The sequence below is a fragment of the Pseudomonas sp. LAIL14HWK12:I1 genome, from assembly GCF_003202095.1.
In the GTDB taxonomy this organism is placed as follows: Bacteria; Pseudomonadota; Gammaproteobacteria; order Pseudomonadales; family Pseudomonadaceae; genus Aquipseudomonas; species Aquipseudomonas monteilii.
The window spans coordinates 52,156-76,748 of sequence record NZ_QJKG01000012.1; the positions used below are offsets into that span (position 1 = coordinate 52,156).

The window sequence follows — 24,593 nt, forward strand, 5'->3', positions numbered from 1 at the left end:
TTAAAACGGACCCACGCAGCACTTGGGGAAGGCTACAACGCGCAGGCCCGAAAAGCGGAAAGTTGAGCGCACTGTAGCGAGGTCGCAAAGATTAAGGAAATATCCTTAGACAATCCACCTCATAGGCATCGTCTATGCTGCGATTTCATCGATAAATACGCCCCCGGCGCTTTTGTTACATCCCGTTTCCCGCCCGCAACCCGCCTTCCGTCGGCGCGGCAAACTCGGTAAGGTCAGCGCGTTTTCCTTCTCTGCGGAGTACCTCGATGCAAGCCCCTGTCCTCTCTGGCCCCCAATACCTGCGCGAAGGCCTGAAACTGGTGCTGAGCCCCAACCTGCGGTTGTTCGTGCTGCTGCCGTTGGCGGTCAACCTGCTGCTGTTCGGTGGCCTGATCTACTTCGCCGGCCACCAGTTCGGCCTGTGGCTGGACGCGCTCATGCCAACGCTGCCGGACTGGCTGAGCTTCCTCAGCTACATCCTCTGGCCGCTGTTCGTGGCCTTGCTGCTGCTGATGGTGTTCTTCACCTTCACCCTGGTGGCCAATATCATTGCCGCGCCGTTCAACGGCTTTTTGGCGGAAAAGGTCGAGGTGGTGGTGCGCGGCCAGGATAACTTCCCCGCGTTCAGCTGGGGTGAGCTGGTGGCCATGGTGCCACGCACTTTCAGCCGCGAAATGCGCAAGCTGGGCTACTTCCTGCCACGGGCTATTGGCCTGTTCATCCTGTCGTTCATCCCGGTGGTGAACGTGGTGGCCGCACCACTGTGGCTAATGTTCGGGGTATGGATGATGGCCATCCAGTACATCGACTACCCGGCGGACAACAACAAGATGAGCTGGCAGGACATGCTCGCCTGGCTGCGCAGCAAGCGCTGGCAGAGCCTGGGCTTTGGCGGGATTACCTACCTGGCGTTGATGATTCCGGGGGTGAACGTGCTGATGATGCCGGCCGCGGTGGCCGGGGCTACGTTGTTCTGGGTGCGGGAGCGCAACTGACCCCCGCCCCCATCAGATCAATCATTGCCTGGCCGGGGCTTCACTGCCCCAACCGGCTGGAAAACTGCCCCACCACATCCACCACCCGTTTCGCCCCGTCCTGGATCTCGACAATCACGCTGCCCGTCTCGTCAGCCAGTGCCAGCCCCTGCTCGGCCTGGCGCTTGCTGGTGTCGATGATCGCCACCGCCGCCTGCGCCAGTTGCTCGTTCTGCTTCACCACCCGGGCGATTTCCTCGGTGGCGGTGCTGGTGCGCGAGGCCAGTTGACGCACTTCGTCGGCAACCACGGCAAAACCCCGCCCCTGTTCGCCGGCACGGGCCGCCTCGATAGCGGCATTGAGCGCCAGCAGGTTGGTCTGCCCGGCGATGTCGCTGATGGTCTTGATGATGGAGCCGATTACCCGCGACTGGGTATCCAGCGCCTGAATGCCCTCGGCCGCCTCCTGCATCGAGGCCTCCAGGCCGCGCATCACGCTGACGGTCTGGGTAACCACATCGGTGGCCTTCTGGGCGCTGACATCGGTACCCAGCGAGGTGTTGTAGGCAACATCTGCTGCCTCGGCCACCGCCTGTTCCTGGTTGACCTGGTCGGTAATCACCGTGGCGAACTTGACCACTTTGTACAGCACGTCATGGGCGTCGAAGATCGGGTTGTACGAGGCCTCCAGCCAGATCACCCGCCCGTGGGCGTCGATGCGCTTGAAGCGCTCGGCAACGTATTCGCCACGGCGCAGCTTGTCCCAGAACGCCTGATAGCCGGCCGAATTGGCCTCTTCCGGCTCGCAGAACATGCGGTGGTGCTTGCCGCGAATCTGTTCCAGGCGATAGCCGACGGTGGCCAGGAAACGGTCATTGGCAGTGAGGATGGTGCCGTCCAGGTCAAACTCGATAACGGCGGTCGAGCGCATCAACGCCTTGATCAGACTTTCATACTCGCGCGAAGTCTCGATGGTGCGGGTGAGGTCGCTGGAATGCAGGGTGAAGTACTTGATACGCCCTTCGCTGTTCTTCACCGGCTGCAGGATCGAGCGCAGCCAGGCTTCCTGGCCATTGCCGCGCAGCAGGCGGAAGGCACCGTTCAGGTGCTCGCCACGGGTGATCGCGCTTTTCATGCGCTGGTAGAAATCCAGCGACTTCACATGCGCGGGGACGATGTCCTCGATGTTGCGTCCAAGCAATTGTTCGGCACGGTAGAGCATCTCGCTCTCGAAGTTGCCGTTGACCATCTCGATCCGTCCCTGGGGGTCGAGTTGAAGTACCAGCATCTCGTTGTCGAGGCTACTCTTGACCTGTTCCACGGACATCAGGTCTTCGCGCAGTTGCCGGATTTCTTGCTTGAGCTTGCTGTTGAACATCACCGCACTCCTGGAGCGCATCACCTAGTCGAATGCATCTTCATCGGCTGCCGGTTGCACCTTCTTGAGCAACGCGCAACAAAATATTCATAAAGGCGAAAGCGTCAGCAGTCAGGCGTCATTTGCCTGTCATATTGCAGTCACATTGGCGCAACCCAGTAGGCGGAAACTTTTTGTCATGAATACACCCGCCCTGCGCATTACCCTGGTCAGCGAAACCTTCCCACCCGAGATCAACGGCGTGGCCAACACCCTTGGCCGCCTTGGCGAAGGGCTGCGTCAGCGTGGCCATGAGATCGAGGTTGTACGCCCGCGCCAGGCCGGCGAAGGGCCTGTGCACAACGACCCGCACCTGATGCTTTGCCGTGGCTGGGCTCTGCCTGGCTACCCCGGTTTGCAGTGGGGCGAGGTGTCGATGCACAAGCTGTTACGCCGCTGGCGGCGGCAGCGACCGGACGTGCTGTACATCGCCACCGAGGGGCCGCTGGGGCTCAGCGCACTGCGCGCGGCCAGGCGCCTGGGGATCGCGGTCGTCAGCGGCTTCCACACCAATTTCCCGCAGTACTCCGGCCAGTACGGCCTGGGTTTGCTGGCGCGCCTGCTCACCCACTACCTGCGCTGGTTCCATCGGCGCACGGCGATCACCCTGGTGCCCAGTGTCAGCCAGCGCCTGGAGCTTGAACGCCGTGGGTTCGAGCGTCTGGAACTGCTCGCACGGGGTGTCGATGCCTGCCTGTTCAACCCGTCGCGGCGCAGCCAGGCGTTACGCGAAAGCTGGGGGCTCGCCCCGGACGATCTCGCCGTGCTGCATGTCGGTCGGCTCGCTGTGGAAAAGAACCTTGGCTTGCTGCGGCCTTGCCTTGAGGCATTGCGGAAGACTTATCCACAGAAACGCCTGCGTCTGATCATGGTGGGTGACGGCCCGCAGCGCGCCGCCCTCCAACAGCAGATGCCGGATGCTGTGTTCTGTGGTGCCCAGCGCGGCGAGGTACTGGCCGAGCACTATGCCAGCGGTGACCTGTTCCTGTTCCCTAGCCTGACCGAAACGTTTGGCAATGTGGTGCTCGAAGCCATGGCCTCGGGGTTGGCGGTGGTTGCCTATGACGAGGCGGCGGCTGCGCAGCATATTCGCCATGGCCACAGCGGTGCGCTTGCCATGCCGGGGGACCAGGCAGCGTTTGTGGATGCGGCTTGCTGGCTGTTGGAAGAAGAAGAGACGTTGCGTCGGGTACGGCTGAATGCGCGACAGCATGCCAGCCGCCAAGGTTGGCCGGCGATTGTCGAGCAGTTTGAGGGGTATCTCTATGGTGCTTGCCAGCAAACCGGTACTGCGACTGGGCGTTCTGCTCAATATGTGCAGCGCCTGTGAGATCGAGCGCCGCGCGGGCGGCGCTCGGCCTCACAGGCGCCGAAGATATCGCGGCAGACCGCCTTCAAACCAACGCCTTCTCGATAGCCTGCACCACCGCCGGATCATCCGGCGCCGTACGCGGTGAAAAGCGCGCCAGCACCCGCCCATCCTTGCCCACCAGAAACTTCTCGAAATTCCAGGTGATGTCGCCCGGGAACTCGGCTCCTTCGCCCGCCAGCAGGCGGTATAGCGAATGGCGCTGCGGCCCGTTGACCTCCAGCTTGCCCCCCAGCGGGAAGCTCACCCCATAGTTGAGGCTGCAGAAATCCTGGATTTCCTTTTCGCTGCCTGGCTCCTGCCCGGCAAACTGGTTGCACGGCAGGCCAAGCACGTTGAAGCCCTTGTCCTTGTAAACCTGGTAGAGGTTTTCCAGGGCCTTGTATTGCGGCGTGAGCCCACACTTGGAAGCGACGTTGACCACCAGCACCACTTGGCCCTTGAACGGGGCCAGGGGCAGCTCTCCGCCGTTCAGTGCGTCCAGTTTCAGGTCGTGAAATGCACTCATGATGACATCCCCTCTCAGGTTCCCGGTTGCCGCGCAGGCGAATTCCGCCCACTAAAAAGGCGCTCGTCCAAACCGTCCACCTCCCGTAGGAAGGCAAATCGGCTTGCCCGAGCGCCTGGCGACTTTCTGAGCTTAGCGCAGAAAATCAGTGGTGATGGCCACCTTCACCGTGGATGTGACGGTGAGCGATTTCTTCGTCGCTGGCGTCACGCACGTTGACAACCTTGACCTGGAAGGTCAGGCGCTGGCCAGCCAGCGGGTGGTTGCCGTCAACGGTGACGTCGTCGCCGTCGAGGTCGCGGATGGTGACGATCTGCATCTGGCCATCCGGCGCCGAAGCGTGGAACTGCATGCCCACTTCCAGCTCATCGACGCCTTCGAACAGGCTGCGGTTCAGGGTGCTGACCAGCTCGGCCAGGTATTCGCCGTAGGCGTCTTCCGGCTCGATGGAAACGTTCAGTTCGTCACCGGCCTGCTTGCCTTCCAGGGCTTTTTCCAAGCCCGGGATGATGTTGCCGGCACCGTGCAGGTAAACCAGCGGCGCGCCACCGGCGGAGCTGTCGATGGTCTCCCCGGCGTCGTTGGTCAGGGTATAGTCGATGGAGACAGCCTTGTTGGCGGCGATCAGCATGGGGCAAGACCTTTTGCAAAAGAATGTAGAGCGCACAAGTGTAACGAAGCCATCGTCCGATTGCGAACGTGCTGCGGACGAGCAGCGGCCCATCAGTCGGATCACCGGCTTCCACCAGGACGAAGAAGGCCACTGGGTGGCCGAACTGTCCTGTGGCCATACCCAGCACCTGCGCCACCAGCCACCGTGGCAGGCACGCCCTTGGGTGCTCGACCCGGCCCAACGCGCGCAGCACATCGGCCAGCCTTTCGCATGCGGCTGGTGCGCACAAGGGGCCGATAGCGCTACCCTTGGCCGTTAATTTCTTGCACCGCTTATTTCGAGAAGCACGCATGCAGACATTTTTCATTGCGCCGACCGACTTCGGTGTCGGCCTGACCTCCATCAGCCTCGGCCTGGTGCGCACCCTGGAGCGCGCAGGCCTGAAGGTCGGCTTCTTCAAGCCGATCGCCCAGCCCCACCCGGGTGACACCGGCCCCGAGCGCTCTACCGAACTGGTGGCCCGCACCCATGGCATCAAGCCCCCGGTGCCCCTGAGCCTGGCCCAGGTCGAGCGCATGCTCGGCGATGGCCAGCTCGACGAACTGCTCGAAGCGATCATCCGCCTCTACCAGCAAGCCTGCGTCGGCAACGACGTGGTGGTGGTCGAAGGCATGGTGCCCACGCGCCATGCCAGCTACGCGGCGCGGGTCAACCTGCACCTGGCCAAGAGCCTGGATGCCGAGGTGATCCTGGTGTCGGCCCCGGAAAACGAAGTGCTCAGCGAACTGTCCGGCCGGGTCGAACTGCAGGCCCAGCTGTTCGGCGGCCCACGCGACCCAAAAGTGCTCGGTGTCATCCTCAACAAGGTGCGCACCGACGAAAGCATGGCCGACTTCGCCACCCGCCTGCGCGAGCACTCACCCCTGCTGCGTGGCAACGATTTCCGCCTGCTCGGCTGTATCCCCTACCAGCCTGAATTGAACGCCCCGCGCACCCGCGACGTGGCCGAGCTGCTCGGTGCCCAGGTGCTCAATGCCGGCGACTACGAGCAGCGGCGCATGAGCAAGATCATTATTTGCGCGCGCACCGTGGCCAACACGGTGCCTCTGCTGACCTCGGGTACCTTGGTGGTCACCCCGGGCGATCGCGACGACATCATCCTTGCCGTCAGCCTGGCGGCGATCAATGGCGTACCCCTGGCCGGGTTGCTGCTGACCAGTGACAGCAAGCCCGACGCGCGCATCCTCGGCCTGTGCCGCGGCGCGCTGCAGGCTGGGCTGCCGATCCTGTCAGTCAGCACCGGCTCGTACGACACCGCCAACCAGCTCAATTCGCTAAACCGCGAAATCCCTGTGGACGACCGCGAGCGCGCCGAGTTCATCACTGACTTTGTCGCCAGCCACCTCGACGCCGCCTGGCTGCACCAACGCTGCGGCACCCCGCGTGAAATGCGCCTGTCGCCAGCCGTGTTCCGCTACCAGTTGATCCAGCGGGCGCAGCAGGCCAACAAACGTATTGTCCTGCCCGAAGGCGCCGAGCCGTTGCTGGTGCAGGCTGCGGCCATCTGCCAGGCCCGTGGCATTGCCCGCTGCGTGCTGCTGGCCAAGCCCGAGGATGTCGACGCCGTGGCGCGCGCCCAGGGCATTACCCTGCCGCCAGGCCTGGAAATCCTCGATCCCGAGCTGATTCGCGGGCGCTATGTAGAGCCTATGGTAGAGCTGCGCAAGAGCAAGAACCTCAACGCCCCAATGGCCGAGCAGCAACTGGAAGACCCGGTAGTGATCGGCACCATGATGCTGGCCCTGGACGAAGTGGACGGCCTGGTCTCGGGCCTGGTGCACTCCACCGCCAACACCATTCGCCCTGCCCTGCAACTGATCAAGACTGCGCCTGGCTCAAGCCTGGTGTCGTCGGTGTTCTTCATGCTGTTCCCCGAGCAGGTGCTGGTGTACGGCGACTGCGTGATGAACCCGCACCCGAGCGCTGCCGAGTTGGCAGAGATCGCACGGCAGAGCGCCGACTCGGCGCAGGCCTTCGGCATCGCACCACGGGTGGCGATGATCAGTTATTCCAGCGATTCAGCCAGCGATGAGGAAGTGGAGAAAGTGCGCGAAGCAACACGCCTGGCACAAGGCGCAGCGCAGGCGTTGCTGATCGATGGGCCATTGCAGTACGACGCGGCGGCCAACCCGGCGATTGCACGGGACCTGGCGCCGGGTAGCCCGGTGGCCGGGCGTGCCACGGTGTTCGTGTTCCCCGACCTGAATACCGGCAACACCACGCACAAGGCGGTGCAACGCAGTGCTGACGGGGTGAGCCTTGGGCCGATGCTTCAAGGGCTGCGCAAGCCGGTGAACGACCTGCCGCGCGGGGCTCAGGTTGACGATATCGTGCATACCATTGCCCTGACGGCGATTCAGGCCAGCGTGGTGCGCTAGAAGCAGGGGGCTGCTTTGCAGCCCCGGCGGTCAATCAGGGATACTGCTGAACCTGGCCTTGCTGCTGGTCATACTGCTGACCCGGAATCGGCTTCAGGTTCACTTCCACGCGGCGGTTCTGCGCACGGCCATTGGCGTCGGCGTTGCTGGCGATCGGCTGGTCCGGGCCCATGCCACGTACCGAGATCCGCGAGGCATCCACACCCTGCGAGGTCAGGTAGGTGCTGACCGCCTGCGCACGGCGCTGGGACAGGTCCATGTTGTGCTGGCGGCTGCCGGTGCTGTCGGTGAAACCGACCACTTCGATGGTGTTCTGGTTGAACTGCTTGAACGAACCGGCCAGGTTGTTCAGCGGCGAATAGAAGCTAGGGGCGATGTTGGCCGAGTCGGTGGCGAAGGTGATGTTGCCCGGCATGATCAGCTTGATCTGGTCACCCTGACGTTGCACTTCCACGCCAGTGTTGGCCATTTGCGCGCGCAGCTCTGCTTCCTGCTTGTCGGCGTAGTAGCCGTAACCGGCAGCGGCAGCACCCACCGCAGCAGCGCCGATCAGCGCACCCTTGCCACGGTTGTTGTGGTCGATCGCGGCACCGGCGATGGCGCCGGCCAGCGCGCCCAGGCCGCCGTACTTGGCGGTCTTGCTCATCCCAGTGGAGCCCTGCGCCTGACCCTGGTTGTCATAAGGGTTCTGGCCGGCACAGCCGGTCATCAGGGCAGCGGCAGTTGCGACGATAATCAGACGACGCATGGTGAACATGGACAAGCTCCTACTGAAATTCATAAATGCGGCAGATCTCGAATGGATCTATGCCAGCCTTGGATTGCATCGGCAACGAAAAATTCCATGAAAGTGCCTTCATGTGCCATCAGGCACGTACGAAGGGGTTTTCGCGCATTTCATCGCCCAGCCGAGTATCGGGCCCGTGGCCGGTGACCACGATGGCCTCTTCGTCCAGCCGGTACAGCCGCTCCTTGATGGAACGCACAATTGCCCGCTGGTCCCCACCCCACAAATCGGTGCGGCCAATACCCCGGCGGAACAGGGTATCGCCCGCAATCAACAGCTTGGCATCGGCGAACCAGAAACTCATCGAGCCCGGGGTATGGCCTGGCGTATGCAGGGCCACGCCACAACCGCAGGCCAGCTCTTCATCATCGCCCAGCCAACGGTCGGGGGCAGGCACTGGCGTGTACGGTACCCCGAACATCTGGCACTGCATCTCCAGGTTGTCCCACAGTACCTGGTCGTCCTTGTGCAGGTGCAAGGTAGCGCCGGTCAGCTCCTTGAGCTTGCCCGAAGCCAGGAAGTGATCGAAGTGCGCGTGGGTGTGGATGATGCTTACCAGCGTCAGGCCATGGGCCTGCAGGCGCGCCAGGATCTTGTCCGGGTCACCGCCCGGGTCGACGACGATGGCCTTTTTGGTCAAGGGGTCGCCGATCAGGGTGCAATTGCATTGCAGGGGGCCTACGGGGAAGGTTTCGCGGATGAGAGTGGTCGGGGCAGTCTTCATGGAGGGCCTGTCTTGGACGCTGCAGCGCCTGTGAGATCGAGCGCCGCCCGCGCGGCGCATCGCGAGCTGGCGCTCGCTCCTACGTTTGTTTCGGGCCAATTGTACCAGTGAGATTCGCGCGCGCCCCCTCTGGCGCATACGTTGATACCGTGTCGTATGAAAAAAGGCGGTCGCGCGCGACTGTTACAGGCATAACTGTCCCGAAACAAACGTAGGAGCGAGCGCCAGCTCGCGATGCGCCGCGCGGGCGGCGCTCGATCTGAAGGGCGCTAAAAATCCAACGCCATGCCCTGCTGGCCTAAGGCAAGAACAACCTGAACAACCCGCCCCCAAGCGCCCCGCCATTGGAAATCTCGATCCGCCCGCGCACCCCGCCGCTTTCATGCAAGGCCGCAATCCGCGCCGCAAAGTACAGCCCCAGGCCGGTACTGCCGCTGGTCGAATCGATGCCCTGGATGTACTCCTCCTGGCGCTCGAGCATGTGCTTTGGATAACCCGGGCCGTCATCGTTCACGCAGATGGCCAGCTGGTTGTCGGCCTCTTCGATCGTGATCAGCAAAGCGTGCCCGGCATAGCGGGTGGCGTTGGTGATGACGTTGGCGATCACCGAGGCCACCAGTTCGCGGTCGAAGAAACCCAGCGGGTTGTCGGTGTCGATGCGCCAGGTGGCGAGGATGTCGTTGTGCTTGAGCACTTCCTGGTGCGCCGCCAGCTGGGCTTCGATGAAGTCGTCCAGCTCATGGTAGTCCGGGCACACCGGCAGCTGGTTGATACCCAGTTTATAGAGCCCCAGCAGCTGCACGAGCATGCCGTTGAGGTGGCGAAACTCATGCTCCATGATGCCCTGCTCGGCACCACCGCGCAGCTCTTCGGGCAGGCGTTCTACCCACTGGTTGTGGGACTGGATCAGCGCCGACAACGAACTCTTGAGGTCGTGCACGGTGGAGGCGATCACCGTGGAAAAGTCCAGCCCCTGATTGTCTTGATTCATGCGCCGAACACTCGGATGTGCAGTTTGCGGTAACGGTCATAGCGATTGTCGCTGGCAGGGATACCGGCCACGCTGGTCAAGGCGTCCTGGCATTCCTGCATGATCGCGGGCTGAGGGTTGTCACCGCCAATACGCAGCAGCGCCTGGGCGGTGTTGAGGGCGATGCTGATGTTCTTCGGCTGCAAACCCAGTGCCTTGCGGAACAGTTGCAACGCCTCGCCAAGCTGCCCTCCTTGGTAACTGCGCACACCCTGGCGATTGAGGGTGACCGCTTCGGTAATGGCGTTGAGCACGCTGGGGTCGTCCGTCAGCTTGCCCACTTTCTCCATGACCTTGGGGTCATCGCCATAACTTTCCACACAGCTTTTCAGCACGCCGATGGCGGCGGCTTCCTGGCCCATAGCCTGCAACTGTGCGGCAACGGTCAGGGCCGAATCGACCGAGAAAAACTGGTTCATCTTGTCCAGGCGCTGGATCGCCTGCTCGGTCAGCTTGGCCGCCGTTTCCGGGTCGCCCGCCTGCTGCAGACTGGCGGCTTTCATCATCCGCGCGCGCACCTGCAAACCCTGGTCTTCGGGGTTTTCCTTGGCCACTTCGCTGAGCGTGGTGTTGATCTCGACCCGGGTACGGGCGTCCAGGCCGAAGCCTGCATTCTTGCTCATCAGGGCCTGCACCAGGCCCAGGTTGTTTTCGGCGTCCTTGTAGCGCGAGCTCTGCCCTTGGTTCACCGCATGACGGAACGCCTTCGACGCGCTCTCGAAGTCCTCGTTTTCCAGCGCCAGCTTGCCTAGGGTCGACTGCCGACGCACTGACAGTGGCGACAGGCGTACCGCCTCTTCCAGCAGGTTTTGCGCACGTCGGGTATCGCCCTGAGCCACCAGCACTTCGGCCATGCCGTCGTAAAGCCCTGGCATGATCGGGAACGCCTTGAGTGCCTGCTCGTACACGCCCTGGGCCTGGGCATTCTGGCCACGCTTGTGCATCAGGGCGCCCAATGCAGCGTACACCCACGGCTGCGGGCGACTGGCCAGGATGGCCTTGAGGAATTTTTCCAGCTCCTCGAAGCGGTTGAGGTTGCGCAAGGCATCGGCCCGGTAGCGCAGGCACAGTGGTGCCAGGCGCGGGTCTTTCTTGCACAGCTCGGCGCAAGCCGCCAGCACTTCGGCCGGGCGACTGCGGTCCAGGGCCTGCAGAATCGGCTTGAGCAAGGTCTTGCGCTGATACAGCTTCTCGACGCGCTGGGCCAGGCCAACCCGGTTGAAAGGTTTGGTCAGGTAGGCATCGGGCTCGTGCTCGATGGCACTGAGGACAATGGCCTGGCTGCTCTCGGCCGTGACCATGATGAACACGCACTCATGGCTGATGTGCTTGTCGATGATCAGGTCTTCGAGCACCTGTTGGCCGTTCTTCTTGCCATCACCCAGGTGAAAATCCTGCAGGATGAAGTCATAGCGCTTCTGCGCGCACATGCGCAGCGCCTGCTCGCCGCTGTCAGCGGTGTCCACGTCGCGCACGCCCAACTCGCGCAGCATTGAACGGGTCGACGTGCGAAAGTCGGTAAAGTCATCGACGATCAGAAAGCTTTTTTGCCCGTACTGCAGCATCAACACGACCTGCCTTGGAATGATTGAAAAATCGCGCGAGGCGATGCCACCGATCGCTGTATCGGCAGCTGGTCGGGAAAGATGAGGGTAGAGCTTTGGCGGCCACAAACCATGGCCTCAGGCCATCACTTTAGCGGGCAATGACCTGCAGGGCCAGCATCACGCCAGCAACCCCAGGGATTTGGCCTTGGCCACCGCCTGCGTACGCCGCTCGACGCCCAGCTTGCTGTTGATGTGGCTGGCGTGGGTCTTGACCGTGTGCAGGGAAATGAACAGCCGCTCGCTGATCTGCTGATTGGAACAACCCTGAGCGATCAGTTCGAGCACTGCCAGCTCACGGCCACTCAACGCCTCGCCGCTGCCCGTGCTGGCGCTGGGCAGCGGTGGCAGGCGTTTGAGCAGTTCGGCCTGAACCGCGCACGCGGCACCTGCCTGCAGTTGCTCGTGAAGCCATTGCGGGTGTTTTTCCAGCAGCGGCTGGAACGGTTGCAGCACGCCGCCACGGGCGGCCTCAAGCAAGCCTGGCAGCAACCGCGCGGCCTGCGCTTCGCGGCCTTCGGCCAGCAGCAGGGAGAGCCATTGGCACAGGGCGCTGACGGTGAGCATCATGCCGCCACTGGCCTGCCCGCGCTCGACCAGGCTGGCCAGGCGTTGCACGGCATCGTCGCCACGTAACTGGATGCGCTCGAGCAGCGCCTGCTGCAGCGCAATGTGCAACGGCAGCAGTGGGTGGAACTCCGGTGCTGCCGCTGGCTGCTCACCGCCGTAGGTCTGGCCCAGGCGCAGCAGCCAGGACTCGGCCAGGTCGGTGCGCCCCTGGGCCAGCCACAGTTCGCATTTGACCAGGGTAATCATGGCCAGGTAGTAGACCGGGGGCACGTCCCAGATATGCATCAGGCGCTCAGCCTCTGCCAGTTCGGCAAAGGCCTCGGCAAAGTGACCTTCCCGCCCATCGAGCGTGGCGATCACGCAATGGCCGATGAGCACACTGATGTCCCGGCAGGCCCGCGCCTCGCCCAGCCCCGCGCGCAACCGCGCACGGCCCTGGGCAGGTTGCAGGCGCGAAACCAGCAGATAGCCCTCGTAAAGCGTCAGACGTGCGCGCACGGCATACAACCGCTGTGCCGAAAGCCCTTGCAAGCGTTGCAGCCCTTGGCGCACTTCGTCCAGCGCCCGCAATACTTCGCCACGGGCGTGCAGTACACGCGCCCGGTCGTAATGGGCCAAGGCCTCGAACAACGGGTTGCCGACTCGCTGGGCCAGTTCCAGGGCTTCTCGGTTCCAGCCGCGGGCCCGCCAGAAATCACCATCGGCGATGGCCAGGTTGGACAGCGTCGACAGGCACACCAGGCGCTGGCCATAGCGCTTGCTTGGCAGGCTCTGCAGCGCTTCGCTGCAATAGGCCAACGTGCGCTCACGGTCACCCCGGCCTCGGGCAATCACCCCACTCAGCGCCAGCCACTGGGCCAACATCGACTTTTGCGCGGTCGCCGAAGGTGCGGGCAGGAAGCGGCTGAGGTAGCCGGCAAGCTCCTCGGCCGCGTCCAGTTGGCAAGCCAGGCCCAACGCCCAGCTGTACAGCACGATCAGCCTTGGCGTGCTGATCAGCAGGCTGTCGGGCAAGTCCATCTTCCAGCGCAGCAACATGCCGACGTTCTGTTCGGCCAGCAGTTGCTCCTCGGACAGGCTCTGCACCAGGTCGGCGGCAACATCAAGGTGGCCGGCACGCAAGGCCTGCTCCACCGCCTCGTCCAGCAGGCCCTGGGCTTCGAACCAACGGCTCGCCCGCAAGTGCAAGCCGGCCAGCGGTTCGTTGGCCTGGCGACTGCGCAGCAAGTCGGAGAACAAGTGGTGATAACGGAACCAGTGGCCGTGCTCGTCCAACGGCACCAGGAATACCTGGTGCGCCTGCAGGAAACGCAGGATCTCGACACTGTCGTGGCGACCCCGCACGGCATCGCAAAGTTGGGCGCAGAAACGCTCCTGGCACGCGGTTTCGTACAAGAAGGCCTGCACATCGGCGGGCAGCATATCGATGACTTCTTCGAGCAGGTAGTCGCGAATCAGCCCTTCGCCACCATGCAGCGCCTGGGGCAAGGCCTGCTCGTCGGCACTGTCGCTGGCCGCCAGTTGCCAGAAACGCAACCCGGCCACCCAGCCATCACTGCGCTGGATAAGGTTGTCCAGGGCCTGGCCACGCAGGCCCGTGGGCTGGCGACCGATTACCGCCAGCGACTCTTCGGCGGTGAGGCGCAAATCCTGTTCGTTCAGCTCGACAAGCTGACGCGACAGCCGCAGGCGCGCCAGGTGCCAGTCCGGGCGCTGGCGACTGGTAACCAGCAACACCAGGCCGGCCGGCAGGTGGTTGAGGAAAAACTGCAGGCAACGGTCCAGTACAGGCCCTTGGGCCAGGTGGTAATCATCCAGTACGAGCAGCAACGGTGTATCCGCTTGCAGGTACAACGCCAGCTCGTCGAGCAGGCCGTCAAGCCACTCTTCGAAGGCGAACGGCTGATGGCGCTGGCGCATTTTCAGCAAGCCCATGGCCTGACCACCCAGGGCCGGGCAGTATTGCTGCAGCCCTTCGAGCAGGCGCTCAAGGAAGCGGCCTGGGTCTGCATCTCGCTGGCTCAGACCAAGCCACAGGCTGCGCCAGTGTTCGGGCAGTGCCTCGCAAAACTCGATGGCCAGGGAGCTTTTGCCGAAACCCGCCGGGGCGTTGACCAGCAGCAGGCGAGCGCCGAGGCCGGTGTACAGGCGCTGGCACAGGCGCGGACGCGGCACATGCCCCTCCGGCAGGGGGGGCCGAAAGAAACGCCCGTCCAGCAGGCCCAGGGCCTGGCTGGCGAATCCATGCGTACGGGACAAGTCTGTCATGGCCGGCTCGTTCTGGTTGGAAGACTACGGCGATATGGATGCTTGCGAGACTAGCCGGTAACGCAGCGCATTTGAAGATGATGGGCGCATTTGCCCCGGGAAAGACTGCGACAAAAAGCGACAAGGCTGATGGACAGCGGCTGGTGCGGGGGTTTGGGTGGGTATTCAGCAGGTTTATGGCCTGCCCGCGAAGAGGACGGGGCAGGAAAATAGAAACGCCCCGGCAGGCCGGGGCGTTCTGGGGATCACACGGAGTCTTTCAGGTTACCGAATACCCGACTGACGCAGCGCTGCTGGCTGGAAGTCAGCCTTGCTGGCACTGAAGCCGAAGTCGTAGGCACGCTTCTCTTCGTTCTTCATGCCCAAGGCCAGGTAACGACCCGACTGCAGGTCGTAAATGGCCTCCAAGGTGTACCAAGGCACCTCATTGTTGTAATACGGCTGGGAATGAGCTTCGGAAACGCGCCACAGCTGGTTGCGACCGTCGTACTGGTCGATCACCGCCGCCTGCCAGGTGTCTTCGTCGATGTAGAAGTCACGCTTGGCATAGATGTGGCGCTGGCCTGGCTTCAGGGTCGCGACCACATGCCACACGCGGCGCAGCTCGTAGCGGGCAAGATCCTGGTTGATGTGCCCGGCCTTGATGATGTCGGTGTACTTCAGCTTGGGGTCGTCCAGCTTGAAGGCGTTGGAGGCGATGTACAGCTCTTTCTTGCCTTCCAGCTTCCAGTCGTAGCGGTCTGGCGCACCGTTGAACATGTCCAGGTTGTCGGAGGTACGCAAGCCATCGGCAGCGGTACCCGGGCCGTCATACGACACCTGCGGCGCCTGGCGCACACGGCGCTGGCCGGCGTTGTAGATCCACGCCTTGCGCGGTTCCTTCACCTGATCGAGGGTTTCGTGGACCAGCAGCACGGTACCGGCCAGGCGCGCAGGTGCGGTCACTTCCTGCTTGAAGTAGAACAGGATGTTGCCCGGGTTGTTCGGGTCGTAATCCTTCATCTTGTCGCGGAAGACGAACTGGTCGGAGAAGTACACCGGGTTGAACGAGCCGTTCTGCTGTGGCGTGGCCTGGGTTACCAGGCGGCTGACACTGCCCCCCCGGTAGCGGGTGATGTGGTTCCAGATCACCTCCAGGCCGGTTTTGGGGATCGGGAACGGCACAGCCGTGCGGAAGTTGTTCAGGCCGTTGCCGCCTTCCACCAGGGTGGTCTTGGTGGCGTTTTCCTTGATGGCCGCAAACACATCGGCCGGGACGGTTGAACCGCGATGGGTTTTGAATACCGGGATCTTGAAGGTGTCCGGGTAGCGCTTGAGCATGGCCAACTGGCCCGGCGAAAGCTTGTCCTTGTACTGGTCGGCGTTCTGCGCGGTGATGGTGAACAGCGGTTTTTCACTGCCATACGGGTCGGCCAAAAAGCCCTTGCCGTCGACGCTGCCCGCACTCTTCGACAGCGGCTCCCACGGGCCGATCGAGCCATCGGCGTTGCCGGCCTTCTCGGCGCCCATCGGGGTCAGGGTACTGCCCAGCTTGGCCGCCTCGTCGGCGGATACCGCAGCCATCACGCTGGTCGCCAGCAGGGACAGGCCCAGTACACCGGCTTGCAGCAGACTTCTGGTCTTGTTCATGTCGTGTCGTCCTGGATCTGTGTGCTTAGAAGTTCACGCCGAAGCTGAGCGCGACGAAGTCACGGTCATCCACAGTGGTGTACTTGCCATCGAAGAAGTTGGTGTACGACAGGCTCGCCGTGTAGGTGTTCTGGTACTCGGCGTCCAGGCCCAGGCTGACTGCCTTGCGGCCCTCCTCGAAGTTCGCACCAGGGCCTGGCGAGTAGCCAGACACGTCATGCGACCAGGCCACGCTCGGCTTCAGGTTCACCCCGGCGAAGACGTCGTTGTAGTCCCAGATGACGCGGGCGCGGTAACCCCAGGAAGTGCTGGTGGTGTAGCCGTCGTTCTCGCAGTTGCGGTTCAGGTTGGCAGTGGATGCCCCCGCACCAGCGCCTGCGATGGTGCTGGCATTGAGCGCTTGGCAGGTGTCTGCGCCACCAGTGGATGGCAATGGACCAGGGCCGAACACCGGGTCACGACCGTAACGCGTGTCGTGTGCGTTCTCCAGCCCGCCGACATGGGTGACACCCACTTCACCCACCACGGTCATCCGGCTGGCGCCCATCACCTGGTCGAAGAAGTGCGTCAGGGTGGTCTGGAATTGAGTGATCTCCTTACGGCGATACCCGTGCAGGTCTTCCCCTGGCGTACCGGTCAGCAGCGAGGCGTTGGTCAATGCACCGCCAATCGGACGCACACCCGCGAACAGGATATCGGTGGTATTCAGCTGCACCGGGGCATTCGGCCGGTAGCTGATTTCGCCGCTCCACGCGGTGCCGGTGGGCAACGTGGTGGAGAAGCTCAGGCCATACAGGCGGATATCTTCCGGGTATTCGACGAAATACTTCGAGTTACCCGCGACGATCAACGGCGCCAATGCACGCAGCTGCGCCGGCAGCGCGCTCAGCCCGGCAAATACCGAAGGCGAGGCGCCGGTGGCGCTGAAGATCGGCGCACGGCTGTGGTAGTTCATGAAATAGGCGCCAAATTCAGTGTCGAGCGGTTCGAACATGTAGCGCATGGCCACACCGAACTGGCCACTGTCCCGGGCGTCGCGGTCGGCGCCGCGCGCCACCATCACACCTTCTTCATTGATGTTGACGCCACGGGTGGCGAGGAACTGCTGGGCCGCAGCCGGCACTGTGCGGCTGCTGTTGAGCACACGCAGGTTGTCGGTACAGCCGTCGGCGATGATGTCCGGCTGAGAGAAGAAGGTGCCGCAGTTGTCGACAACCGTCTGGTCCCACTCGATCTGGTAGAAGGCTTCGGCCGACAGGTTGTCGGTCAGGCTTTGCGAGATGTAGAACATGTTGACCGGGATCAGGCCTTCCTTGATCTCGGCCCCTGGGCGGCGGAACGCCGATACGTCGATGGGGTTGATCGAGTTGATGCCGCCGCCGATGAAGGTACTTTCGCCCCAGCTCACCACCTGCTTGCCAAGCCGCACAGAGCCAGGCTGATCAGCGATGGAGTAGTTGTGGTACACGAAGGCGTCGAGCAACTGGGCGCCGGACGACTTGGCGCCTTCCTTGCGATTGGAGTCGCTGATGTCCTTGAACTCGCGGCTTTCGTCCTTGAGTTCGAAGTCATACCAATACTTGCCGCGCACGAACACACCGGTATCGCCGTACTTGAGCTCCAGGTCATGGATGCCCTTGAAGATCTTGGAGAAGGTTTCGCCCTTCTTGAAGTTCAGGTGGCCATCGTCGGAGGTCTGCGACAGGCCCTTGCCGCCGTTGTTGACACCGATCAGGTTCTTGTTGGGGTTGGCCGTCGACCAGCTGGCGCCGATGGAGAGCGAGGAGTCGAACTGGCCTTCGATTTCACCAATGTTGAAGCTGACAGCGAAAGCAGGACTTGCGAGCGTGGAAGCAAGGCTGACGGCCAGGGGCAACTTGGCCCGGCGCCAGAACAGGTTTGCAGATTTCATCGACGCTACTCCATGTACTTTTTTGTTATGGCAGTGAGTCCTTTCAAGAACGGCCCGAGCGACCGGTTTGCAGGTTTGCACCTGCGACGACACGGCTTGCGCGTGTCGCCCTCCCCCATTCCTGAAAATCCCCTGGCCCCGACTATAGCCAGCAAGGCACAGGCGCTTGATCCCTCTAAAGTGTGATTTGCGCTCCATGCCGCCAACTCGCTGCACTGTTATCCCGGTTGCGGGCTGGCAGTGCTAAAGGATGGCGCATTTCAGCCGTTTGGCAAGGCGTGAAGGCCTCTAGCGTGCGGGTCGCGTTCTGGCGTTCGCGACCCGCACGGCGGTTACAGGGTGGAAAGGAAGGCGCTGTTGCTGGCTTGCCACTGGACGATGTCCTGGCGGATGCGTTTCTTGTCGAGCTTACCGACACTGGTCTTGGGAACTTCAGTAACAACGGCGATCTGGCTAGGAATCGCCCACTTGTTGATGTGCCCTTGCTCGACGAACGGTTTGAGGTGTTCCTTGAGCGCCTTGGCATCGATGGCCTGGCCGTCGCGCACCACCAGCAGGGCAAACGGGCGCTCGCCCCACTGCGGGTCGGCCACTCCGACCACCGCCACTTCACGTACGGCCGGGTGGCGGCTGATCAGGTCTTCCAGATCGAGTGAGGAAATCCACTCGCCACCGGTCTTGATCACATCCTTGATACGGTCACGGATGTCGATGTAGCCCATGCCGTCGAGGGTGGCGACGTCACCGGTGTGGAGCCAGCCGCCCTGCCACAGCTCCTCGCTCTTCTCCGGCTCCTTGAAATAACCCATGGTCAGCCACGGCGCACGCAGCACCAACTCGCCCTGGGTCTCGCCATCCGACGGAAGGAAGTTGCCGTCGCCATCGACAATCGCCGCTTCGACCAGTGGCACCGGCACGCCGGCCTTGATGCGGTAGGTGATGCGCTCGTCTTCGCTACCGGCCTGCAGTTCGTCGTTCAGGTGCGCGGCGGATATCAGCGGGCAGGTCTCGGACATGCCGTACGCTGCGGTTAGCTGGATACCCCGGGCCAGGGCTGCCTGGTACAACGAGCGGTTGAGCGCGCTGCCGCCGATGATGATCTTCCAGCCGCCGAAGTCCTGGCCCTGCGAGGTCGGGCAGTTGAGCAGCATCTGCAGAATGGTCGGCACACAATGAGAGAACGTGACCTTCTCCTCGCGCCACAGCTTGACCAGCATGTCTGGCTCGTAGCGTCCCGGGTACACCTGCTTCATACCGAGCATGGTGGCGGCGTAGGGGATGCCCCAGGCATGCACATGGAACATCGGGGTGATGGGCATGTACACGTCGTTGCTGCCCAGCAGGCGCACGCTGTCGATACTGCCGGTGACCGAAGCCTCGGCCAGCGTGTGCAGCACCAGTTGCCGGTGGGTGAAATACACGCCCTTGGGGTTGCCGGTGGTGCCAGTGGTGTAGAAGGTGGTGGCCACCGAATTTTCGTCGAAGTCGGGGAAATCGTAGTGCGGGCTGGCAGCGGCCAGCAATTGCTCGTATTCGCCCACCAGATCGGGTAGCTCGGCGGTCTTGTCCGGGCCATCGGTCAGCAGCAGGGTCTTGTCGACGGTGGTCAGCTGCCCGGCAATACCCTGGTAGAGGCCGACGAAATCACTGTTGACCAGCACCACGCGGTCTTCGGCGTGGTTCATGGTGTAGAGGATCTGCTCGGGCGACAGCCGCACGTTGATGGTGTGCACCACGGCGCCGATCATCGGGATAGCGAACATGCATTCCAGGTAGCGATGGCTGTCCCAGTCCATCACCGCCACGGTGTCACCGGCCTTTACTCCGGCCTCGGTCAGCACATTGGCCAGGCGTGCAATACGTTCGTTGAGCTGTGGATATGTCAGCCGCAACTGGTCGCGATAGACGATTTCACGGGTCTTTTCATAGCGGCTACCGGACATCAGCAGGCGCTTGATCAGCAGTGGGTAGGCGTAGGCGCCCTCGGCGGGCTTGATGATGCGGGTCTGCAACATGGGTATCCCTTTTCTGAAAAGCGAGCCGGACAGGTCTGACAACTACTGTAGTGCGGCAATGTGACGGCTAAATCAGCCGAAGGAATGATTTGCGAGCCAAAGGTATGAGTGGCAGGCGTTGACGGGCGGTAACCCCGGGCTAGACACTGCGCCTGTAGACGCGGGCGTACCCGCGAATGGCCATAACACCAATACCCCGCCCTGCCACCGGAGCCCCCCATGCCCAGCCCGCGTCGCGCCGTGTTTCTCGATCACCAGTCCCTGGACCTTGGCGACCTCGACCTCTCGCCCCTGAAGCAGCAGTTCGATGAATTCGAACTGTTCGCCGCCACCCGTCCCGACCAGGTGGCAGAGCGCCTGCAAGGCGCGGTCGCCGTGGTTAGCAACAAGGTAATGCTCGACGCCCCCACCCTGGCCGCCAACCCGCAGCTCAAGCTGATCCTGGTGGCCGCCACCGGCACCAACAATGTCGACCTGGCAGCGGCGCGCGCCCAAGGCATTACCGTCTGCAACTGCCAGGGTTACGGCACGCCGTCCGTCGCACAGCACACCCTCGCCCTGCTACTGGCCCTGGCCACCCGCCTGTGCGACTACAACCAGTCCGTAGCCGACGGCCAATGGGCCAAGGCCAGCCAGTTCTGCCTGCTGGACTTCCCCATCGTCGAGCTGGAGGGCAAAACCCTCGGCCTGCTCGGTCACGGCGAGCTCGGCGGCGCGGTGGCGCGGCTGGCCGAAGCCTTCGGCATGCGCGTGCTGAGCGGGCAGATTCCCGGCCGGCCGGAACGTGACGACCGCCTGCCACTGGACGAACTACTGCCGCAAGTGGACGCCCTGACGCTGCATTGCCCACTGAACGAGCACACCCGGCATATGCTCGGTGCCCGCGAACTGGCCCTGCTCAAGCCCAATGCGCTGGTGGTCAACACTGCCCGTGGCGGCCTGATCGACGAACAGGCGTTGGCCGACGCCCTGCGCCAGGGCCACTTGGGCGGCGCGGCAACCGATGTGTTGAGTGTGGAGCCGCCGGTCAACGGCAACCCGCTGCTCGAACCGGGCATCCCGCGCCTGATCATCACCCCGCACAGCGCCTGGGGTGCGGTAGAGTCGCGCCAGCGTATCGTCGGCCAGCTCAGCGAGAACGCCCAGGCCTTCTTTGACGGGCAGCCACGCCGCGTGGTCAGCTGAGCCCGGCGCCCGCCTCTGCTACACTGCGCCACTTTTTTCCAGGAGGCGTCGTCCATGGACCCGCGCAGTGAAGTGTTGCTCCGCCAGGCAGAGCTGTTCCAGGGGCCGCTGCTGATCGCTGGCGCCCCCGCCGACGGCCTGCTCGCCCAATTGCCACAGGCCAAGGCCTGGACTTGGCATGCCGGCGATCAGGCCATGCTCGACAGCCGCTTCGCCGGCCGCAGCCATTACGGGGTAGAGCCGCCTGAAATGGCATTCGACAGCGCCGTGCTGTTCCTGCCCAAGTCCCGTGAGCTGGCGGCCTACCTGCTGAATGCCCTGGCATCGCGCCTGGCCGGCCGTGAGCTGTACCTGGTCGGCGAAAAACGCGGCGGCATCGAAGGTGCGGCCAAGCAACTGCAAGCCTTTGGCAAACCGCGCAAGCTCGACAGCGCCCGCCACTGCCAGCTGTGGCAAGTGACCATCGAGCACGCCCCCGATGCCAAGCCGCTGGCAAGCCTGGCCGAGCACTTCGAGCTGGCGCTGGAAGACGGCCCCTTGCAGGTGGTCAGCCTGCCGGGCGTATTCAGCCACGGCCGCCTCGACCGCGGTACTGCCCTGCTGCTCAAGCACCTCGACGGCCTGCCAGGCGGCCATGTGCTGGACTTCGGCTGCGGCGCAGGGATATTGGGCGCCACGGTCAAGCGCCGTTATCCACAAAGCCGGGTAACGCTGCTGGATGTGGACGCCTTCGCGGTTGAGGCCAGTCGTCTGACACTGGCTGCCAACGGCCTGGAGGGTGAGGTGATCAGCGGTGATGGCATTGATGCGGCACCTGCCGAGCTGAGCCTGATTCTGAGCAACCCGCCGTTCCATACCGGGGTGCACACCAATTACCAGGCCTCGGAGAACTTGCTGAAAAAATCTGCCGTTCATCTGCGAAAAGGGGGCGAAATGCGCTTGGTCGCCAACAGCTTCCTGCGCTACCAACCGCTGATCGAAGGGGCACTGGGCAACTGCCAGGTACGCGACGAGGCCGACGGCTTCCGTATCTACCAAGCAACCCACGGATAAAAAACAGCGCTTGCCGAAAGCGTTTTGCCTAGGCAGAATCCGCACCGTCCTAGGGGAGTAGTCTCCCGCGAGCGCACTGCTCGCCCGGTACGCGTCAACATACTTGGTCCACAGACCATGGCGCGTGCGACCCACCATGCCAGCCTGCATGGAGAGATCCGCGTAGACGGATCCAGGGTTTGACAAGACCTATGACACGCACACCTTACCCGGGGCGGGGAGGCTGTACGTGTCATAGCCGTGTCGACCCGCCCCCGTAGGAATCCTGATGCTGGAATCTCTGTTGGTCCCCACCGCTATCGTTGCCTTGGCCGAAATCGGCGACAAGACGCAACTGCTCGCTCTCATTCTTGCTGCCCGCTTCCGCAAGCCTTGGCCGATCATCGCCGGCATCATCGCCGCCACCCTGGCCAACCATGCTGCAGCCGGTGCCGTGGGCGCATGGTTCGGCAGCTTCTTCAGCGACTCGGCCCTGCACTGGATCCTGGCCGCGAGCTTTACCGCCACCGCGCTGTGGACACTGGTACCGGACAAGATGGATGAAGACGAAAACCCCGCACGTCGCTTCGGGCCGTTCCTGACCACGCTGATCGCGTTCTTCCTGGCCGAAATCGGTGACAAGACCCAGGTTGCAACCGTGATGCTGGCTGCGCAGTATCCGCACCTGATCATGGTCATTATCGGGACCACGCTGGGCATGCTGATTGCCAACGTGCCGGTGGTTCTGGCGGGTAACTTCGCGGCAGACAAGCTGCCCCTGACGCTGATTCGTCGCCTGGCGGCCACGGCGTTCTTCGTGCTGGCGATCGTGGCCGTGTACTCGGCGATGAAGGCCAGTGGCTGGATCGGCTAACTGAAAAAAAGAGGGGCACAAGGCCGCTCCTACAGGGGATCGCGTACCGTTGTAGGAGCGGCCTTGTGCCGCGAAAGGGCTGCAAAGCAGCCCCCTTGCGGTCTTACTGCTTGGCCGCAGCCTGATACAGCGGCATCACCTTCGGAATCGCCGCCTGCAGCGAAGCGATACGGCTTTCAGAAGCCGGGTGAGTGCTCATGAACTCTGGTGGCGCGCCTTCGGAAGCCTTGCTCATCTTGTTCCACAAGGTGATCGCAGCATTCGGGTCGTAACCGGCGCGGGCCGACAGTTCCAGGCCGATCAGGTCGGCTTCGTTCTCGTTGGCCCGGCTGTTGGGCAAGGTCATGGAGTAGTTCACCACGGCATCGGCCATGGCCATGCTGCCCTCGCCCAGGCCCAAGAGGGCACCGGCACCCTGACGGGCCATTTGCACGCCATAGGCCTTGGACATCGCCTCGCGGCTGTGCTCACGCAGGGCGTGAGCAATTTCATGCCCCACCACGGCGGCAATTTCTGCATCGGTGAGCTTGAGCTGATCGATCAGCCCGGTGTAGACGATGATCTTGCCGCCCGGGCCGCAGTTGGCGTTCAGTTCGTCGCTTTTTATCACGTTGACTTCCCAGTTCCACTGCGCGGCATCCGGGCGGAACTTGGGCGCCTGGGCGATCAGGCGGTTGGCGATGACCTGCACGCGTTTGGCATCGGCGCTGGACTTGTCGAGCACACCCTTGCTCGACGCTTCGCCCAAGGTCTGCTGGTACGACTGGGCGTACATCTGGTTGACCTCATCGGTCGAAAGCATGCTGAACATGTACTGCTGGCGCTGCACGCCGACAGCACCACCGCTGGTGGTGTTCACCGCCTGGCAGCCGGCCAGCAGGATTCCAGCACTCAACAGGCTGACAACAAAAGACTTACGCATGAAAACACTCCCTATCCACATGCGGCGTATCCTAGGCCGACTCGCCTGTGGCTGCCATAGCCGCAGGGAAGATTTTATCGACCAGCGCATCAGGCTGGAGTCAGGCACTCCGGCGCATCCAGCTTCGGGTCATTGACGAAATTGGCCAGCGCCCGCTCACGCAGCTGTGCCGCAGGGCTGGCCAGCAACTCGTGCAAGCGGGTAACCGGCGTGTCCGGGTCGAGCCAGGCTGCCTGCCCTGTCTCATCCAGTATCAGCGGTCGACGCTGGTTCATGGCCGCCTGGGTCACCACCGCACAGCTAAGCCACACCTGATCCTGCACGGGATAGGCCTCCCACACCGCAGCAAAGTACAGCGACGAGCCCTCCCCCGGGGTCAACCAGTACGGGCGTTTACGCACGCTGCCACGCCATTCGTAAAAGCCGTTGGCCGGCATCAGGCAGCGGCGCTGGCGAAACGCCTCGCGGAACATGGGTTGCTCGGCCAGCGTTTCGGCGCGGGCATGGGCGGGGGTGCGGGACAGGTCGGTAAGCCAGGCCGGGGTCAGCCCCCAGCGCGCCTTGGCCAGTTGCTGCTGGCCGTCGAGCTGGCGCTGGATCAGCACCGTGGCACCGGGAGCAATGTTCCATTGGGCCGGCTGGCCTTCGGGAAAACCAGGCAGGCTGGCCAGCGCCTGGGGCCAGCGAAACAGGGCGTAACGTCCACACATGGGCGAATTCAG

At 63.1% G+C, this 24,593-nt stretch carries 20 protein-coding genes, 1 pseudogene and 1 riboswitch; of the genes and pseudogenes, 7 read left to right on the top strand and 14 right to left on the bottom strand.

The window, feature by feature from the left end; genetic code table 11:
- The first annotated feature begins 266 nt into the window (after positions 1-266).
- A complete protein-coding gene (gene cysZ, locus D906_RS24015; RefSeq protein ID WP_016713267.1) occupies positions 267-995 on the top strand; it encodes a sulfate transporter CysZ in 729 nt (242 codons plus the stop codon).
- A 40-nt stretch (positions 996-1,035) separates the two neighbouring features.
- On the opposite strand, the gene D906_RS27160 is transcribed toward cysZ, so the two are convergent.
- Both D906_RS27160 and D906_RS27165 read right to left on the bottom strand, forming a co-directional pair.
- Entirely contained in the window at positions 1,036-1,467 is a 432-nt protein-coding gene (locus tag D906_RS27160) for a methyl-accepting chemotaxis protein (protein WP_371105378.1), read from the bottom strand.
- A 156-nt stretch (positions 1,468-1,623) separates the two neighbouring features.
- Positions 1,624-2,373 (bottom strand): annotated as a pseudogene (locus tag D906_RS27165) (PAS domain-containing protein); the annotation flags it as partial.
- A 157-nt stretch (positions 2,374-2,530) separates the two neighbouring features.
- On the opposite strand from D906_RS27165, the gene D906_RS24025 reads away from it, so the two are divergent.
- The gene (locus tag D906_RS24025; protein WP_025754815.1) at positions 2,531-3,721 is read left to right on the top strand and encodes a glycosyltransferase family 1 protein; all 1,191 of its coding nucleotides are present in this window, start codon (positions 2,531-2,533) and stop codon (positions 3,719-3,721) included.
- Between the two features lie 64 nt (positions 3,722-3,785).
- Here the strand turns inward: D906_RS24025 and D906_RS24030 are convergent, their stop codons facing one another.
- On the bottom strand, positions 3,786-4,268 hold the full coding sequence (locus tag D906_RS24030) for a glutathione peroxidase (RefSeq protein ID WP_016713270.1): 483 nt from the start codon (positions 4,266-4,268) through the stop codon (positions 3,786-3,788).
- Between the two features lie 145 nt (positions 4,269-4,413).
- Positions 4,414-4,899 (bottom strand): peptidylprolyl isomerase, encoded by a 486-nt coding sequence (locus D906_RS24035; RefSeq protein WP_019098136.1) that lies wholly within the window; start codon positions 4,897-4,899, stop codon positions 4,414-4,416.
- Between D906_RS24035 and D906_RS24040 the strand changes: the two genes are divergently transcribed.
- Together D906_RS24040 and pta are read left to right on the top strand one after the other, a co-directional pair.
- Positions 4,898-5,200, top strand: a complete 303-nt coding sequence (locus tag D906_RS24040; protein WP_025754816.1) for a DUF3565 domain-containing protein — start codon at positions 4,898-4,900, stop codon at positions 5,198-5,200. The genes D906_RS24035 and D906_RS24040 overlap by 2 nt on opposite strands.
- A gap of 31 nt (positions 5,201-5,231) precedes the next feature.
- Positions 5,232-7,319, top strand: coding sequence for a phosphate acetyltransferase (gene pta, locus D906_RS24045; protein WP_019098137.1), 2,088 nt, complete (start codon positions 5,232-5,234; stop codon positions 7,317-7,319).
- Positions 7,320-7,353: 34 nt separating this feature from the next.
- Here the strand turns inward: pta and D906_RS24050 are convergent, their stop codons facing one another.
- The 8 genes from D906_RS24050 to D906_RS24095 form a co-directional block, all read right to left on the bottom strand.
- The gene (locus D906_RS24050) at positions 7,354-8,076 is read right to left on the bottom strand and encodes an OmpA family protein (protein WP_016501466.1); all 723 of its coding nucleotides are present in this window, start codon (positions 8,074-8,076) and stop codon (positions 7,354-7,356) included.
- A 109-nt stretch (positions 8,077-8,185) separates the two neighbouring features.
- Positions 8,186-8,830 (bottom strand): MBL fold metallo-hydrolase, encoded by a 645-nt coding sequence (locus D906_RS24055; RefSeq protein ID WP_019098138.1) that lies wholly within the window; start codon positions 8,828-8,830, stop codon positions 8,186-8,188.
- 298 nt (positions 8,831-9,128) lie between these two features.
- Complete coding sequence (locus tag D906_RS24060) at positions 9,129-9,821, bottom strand: sensor histidine kinase KdpD (RefSeq protein WP_016713275.1); 693 nt, start codon at positions 9,819-9,821, stop codon at positions 9,129-9,131.
- A complete protein-coding gene (locus D906_RS24065; protein WP_019099592.1) occupies positions 9,818-11,425 on the bottom strand; it encodes a tetratricopeptide repeat-containing response regulator in 1,608 nt (535 codons plus the stop codon). Before D906_RS24065 ends, D906_RS24060 begins: the two co-directional genes overlap by 4 nt.
- Before the next feature lie 159 nt (positions 11,426-11,584).
- A complete protein-coding gene (locus D906_RS24070) occupies positions 11,585-14,302 on the bottom strand; it encodes a LuxR C-terminal-related transcriptional regulator (RefSeq protein ID WP_019099593.1) in 2,718 nt (905 codons plus the stop codon).
- Between the two features lie 264 nt (positions 14,303-14,566).
- Positions 14,567-15,931, bottom strand: coding sequence for a DUF1329 domain-containing protein (locus D906_RS24080; protein ID WP_019099594.1), 1,365 nt, complete (start codon positions 15,929-15,931; stop codon positions 14,567-14,569).
- 25 nt (positions 15,932-15,956) lie between these two features.
- Entirely contained in the window at positions 15,957-17,843 is a 1,887-nt protein-coding gene (locus tag D906_RS24085) for a DUF1302 domain-containing protein (RefSeq protein ID WP_016713279.1), read from the bottom strand.
- A gap of 332 nt (positions 17,844-18,175) precedes the next feature.
- Positions 18,176-19,858: a fatty acid--CoA ligase gene (locus D906_RS24095; RefSeq protein ID WP_019099793.1), complete on the bottom strand. Its 1,683-nt coding sequence runs from the start codon at positions 19,856-19,858 to the stop codon at positions 18,176-18,178.
- 219 nt (positions 19,859-20,077) lie between these two features.
- On the opposite strand from D906_RS24095, the gene D906_RS24105 reads away from it, so the two are divergent.
- From D906_RS24105 to D906_RS24115, 3 genes are all read left to right on the top strand, one after another.
- Positions 20,078-21,043, top strand: coding sequence for a 2-hydroxyacid dehydrogenase (locus D906_RS24105; protein WP_027615752.1), 966 nt, complete (start codon positions 20,078-20,080; stop codon positions 21,041-21,043).
- 54 nt (positions 21,044-21,097) lie between these two features.
- Positions 21,098-22,096 (top strand): class I SAM-dependent methyltransferase, encoded by a 999-nt coding sequence (locus D906_RS24110; protein WP_016713282.1) that lies wholly within the window; start codon positions 21,098-21,100, stop codon positions 22,094-22,096.
- Positions 22,097-22,136: 40 nt separating this feature from the next.
- A riboswitch (yybP-ykoY riboswitch) is annotated at positions 22,137-22,276 on the top strand.
- Between the two features lie 91 nt (positions 22,277-22,367).
- Positions 22,368-22,949 carry a TMEM165/GDT1 family protein gene (locus tag D906_RS24115; RefSeq protein WP_174244692.1) on the top strand — a complete coding sequence of 194 codons (582 nt, stop codon included), beginning with the start codon at positions 22,368-22,370 and terminating at the stop codon, positions 22,947-22,949.
- Positions 22,950-23,052: 103 nt separating this feature from the next.
- Here the strand turns inward: D906_RS24115 and D906_RS24120 are convergent, their stop codons facing one another.
- Both D906_RS24120 and D906_RS24125 read right to left on the bottom strand, forming a co-directional pair.
- Positions 23,053-23,871, bottom strand: a complete 819-nt coding sequence (locus D906_RS24120) for a M48 family metallopeptidase (protein WP_019099796.1) — start codon at positions 23,869-23,871, stop codon at positions 23,053-23,055.
- An 89-nt stretch (positions 23,872-23,960) separates the two neighbouring features.
- Positions 23,961-24,581, bottom strand: coding sequence for an SOS response-associated peptidase (locus D906_RS24125; RefSeq protein ID WP_027615753.1), 621 nt, complete (start codon positions 24,579-24,581; stop codon positions 23,961-23,963).
- Positions 24,582-24,593 lie beyond the last annotated feature (12 nt).

Bases quoted from the DNA above. Each gene is read 5' to 3' on its own strand.
- cysZ (WP_016713267.1), top strand. From the start codon at position 267: ATGCAAGCCCCTGTCCTCTCTGGCCCCCAATACCTGCGCGAAGGCCTG.
- D906_RS27160 (WP_371105378.1), bottom strand. From the start codon at position 1,467: ATGCGCGGCCTGGAGGCCTCGATGCAGGAGGCGGCCGAGGGCATTCAG.
- D906_RS24025 (WP_025754815.1), top strand. From the start codon at position 2,531: ATGAATACACCCGCCCTGCGCATTACCCTGGTCAGCGAAACCTTCCCA.
- D906_RS24030 (WP_016713270.1), bottom strand. From the start codon at position 4,268: ATGAGTGCATTTCACGACCTGAAACTGGACGCACTGAACGGCGGAGAG.
- D906_RS24040 (WP_025754816.1), top strand. From the start codon at position 4,898: ATGGGGCAAGACCTTTTGCAAAAGAATGTAGAGCGCACAAGTGTAACG.
- D906_RS24035 (WP_019098136.1), bottom strand. From the start codon at position 4,899: ATGCTGATCGCCGCCAACAAGGCTGTCTCCATCGACTATACCCTGACC.
- pta (WP_019098137.1), top strand. From the start codon at position 5,232: ATGCAGACATTTTTCATTGCGCCGACCGACTTCGGTGTCGGCCTGACC.
- D906_RS24050 (WP_016501466.1), bottom strand. From the start codon at position 8,076: ATGTTCACCATGCGTCGTCTGATTATCGTCGCAACTGCCGCTGCCCTG.
- D906_RS24055 (WP_019098138.1), bottom strand. From the start codon at position 8,830: ATGAAGACTGCCCCGACCACTCTCATCCGCGAAACCTTCCCCGTAGGC.
- D906_RS24060 (WP_016713275.1), bottom strand. From the start codon at position 9,821: ATGAATCAAGACAATCAGGGGCTGGACTTTTCCACGGTGATCGCCTCC.
- D906_RS24065 (WP_019099592.1), bottom strand. From the start codon at position 11,425: ATGCTGCAGTACGGGCAAAAAAGCTTTCTGATCGTCGATGACTTTACC.
- D906_RS24070 (WP_019099593.1), bottom strand. From the start codon at position 14,302: ATGACAGACTTGTCCCGTACGCATGGATTCGCCAGCCAGGCCCTGGGC.
- D906_RS24080 (WP_019099594.1), bottom strand. From the start codon at position 15,931: ATGAACAAGACCAGAAGTCTGCTGCAAGCCGGTGTACTGGGCCTGTCC.
- D906_RS24085 (WP_016713279.1), bottom strand. From the start codon at position 17,843: ATGAAATCTGCAAACCTGTTCTGGCGCCGGGCCAAGTTGCCCCTGGCC.
- D906_RS24095 (WP_019099793.1), bottom strand. From the start codon at position 19,858: ATGTTGCAGACCCGCATCATCAAGCCCGCCGAGGGCGCCTACGCCTAC.
- D906_RS24105 (WP_027615752.1), top strand. From the start codon at position 20,078: ATGCCCAGCCCGCGTCGCGCCGTGTTTCTCGATCACCAGTCCCTGGAC.
- D906_RS24110 (WP_016713282.1), top strand. From the start codon at position 21,098: ATGGACCCGCGCAGTGAAGTGTTGCTCCGCCAGGCAGAGCTGTTCCAG.
- D906_RS24120 (WP_019099796.1), bottom strand. From the start codon at position 23,871: ATGCGTAAGTCTTTTGTTGTCAGCCTGTTGAGTGCTGGAATCCTGCTG.
- D906_RS24125 (WP_027615753.1), bottom strand. From the start codon at position 24,581: ATGTGTGGACGTTACGCCCTGTTTCGCTGGCCCCAGGCGCTGGCCAGC.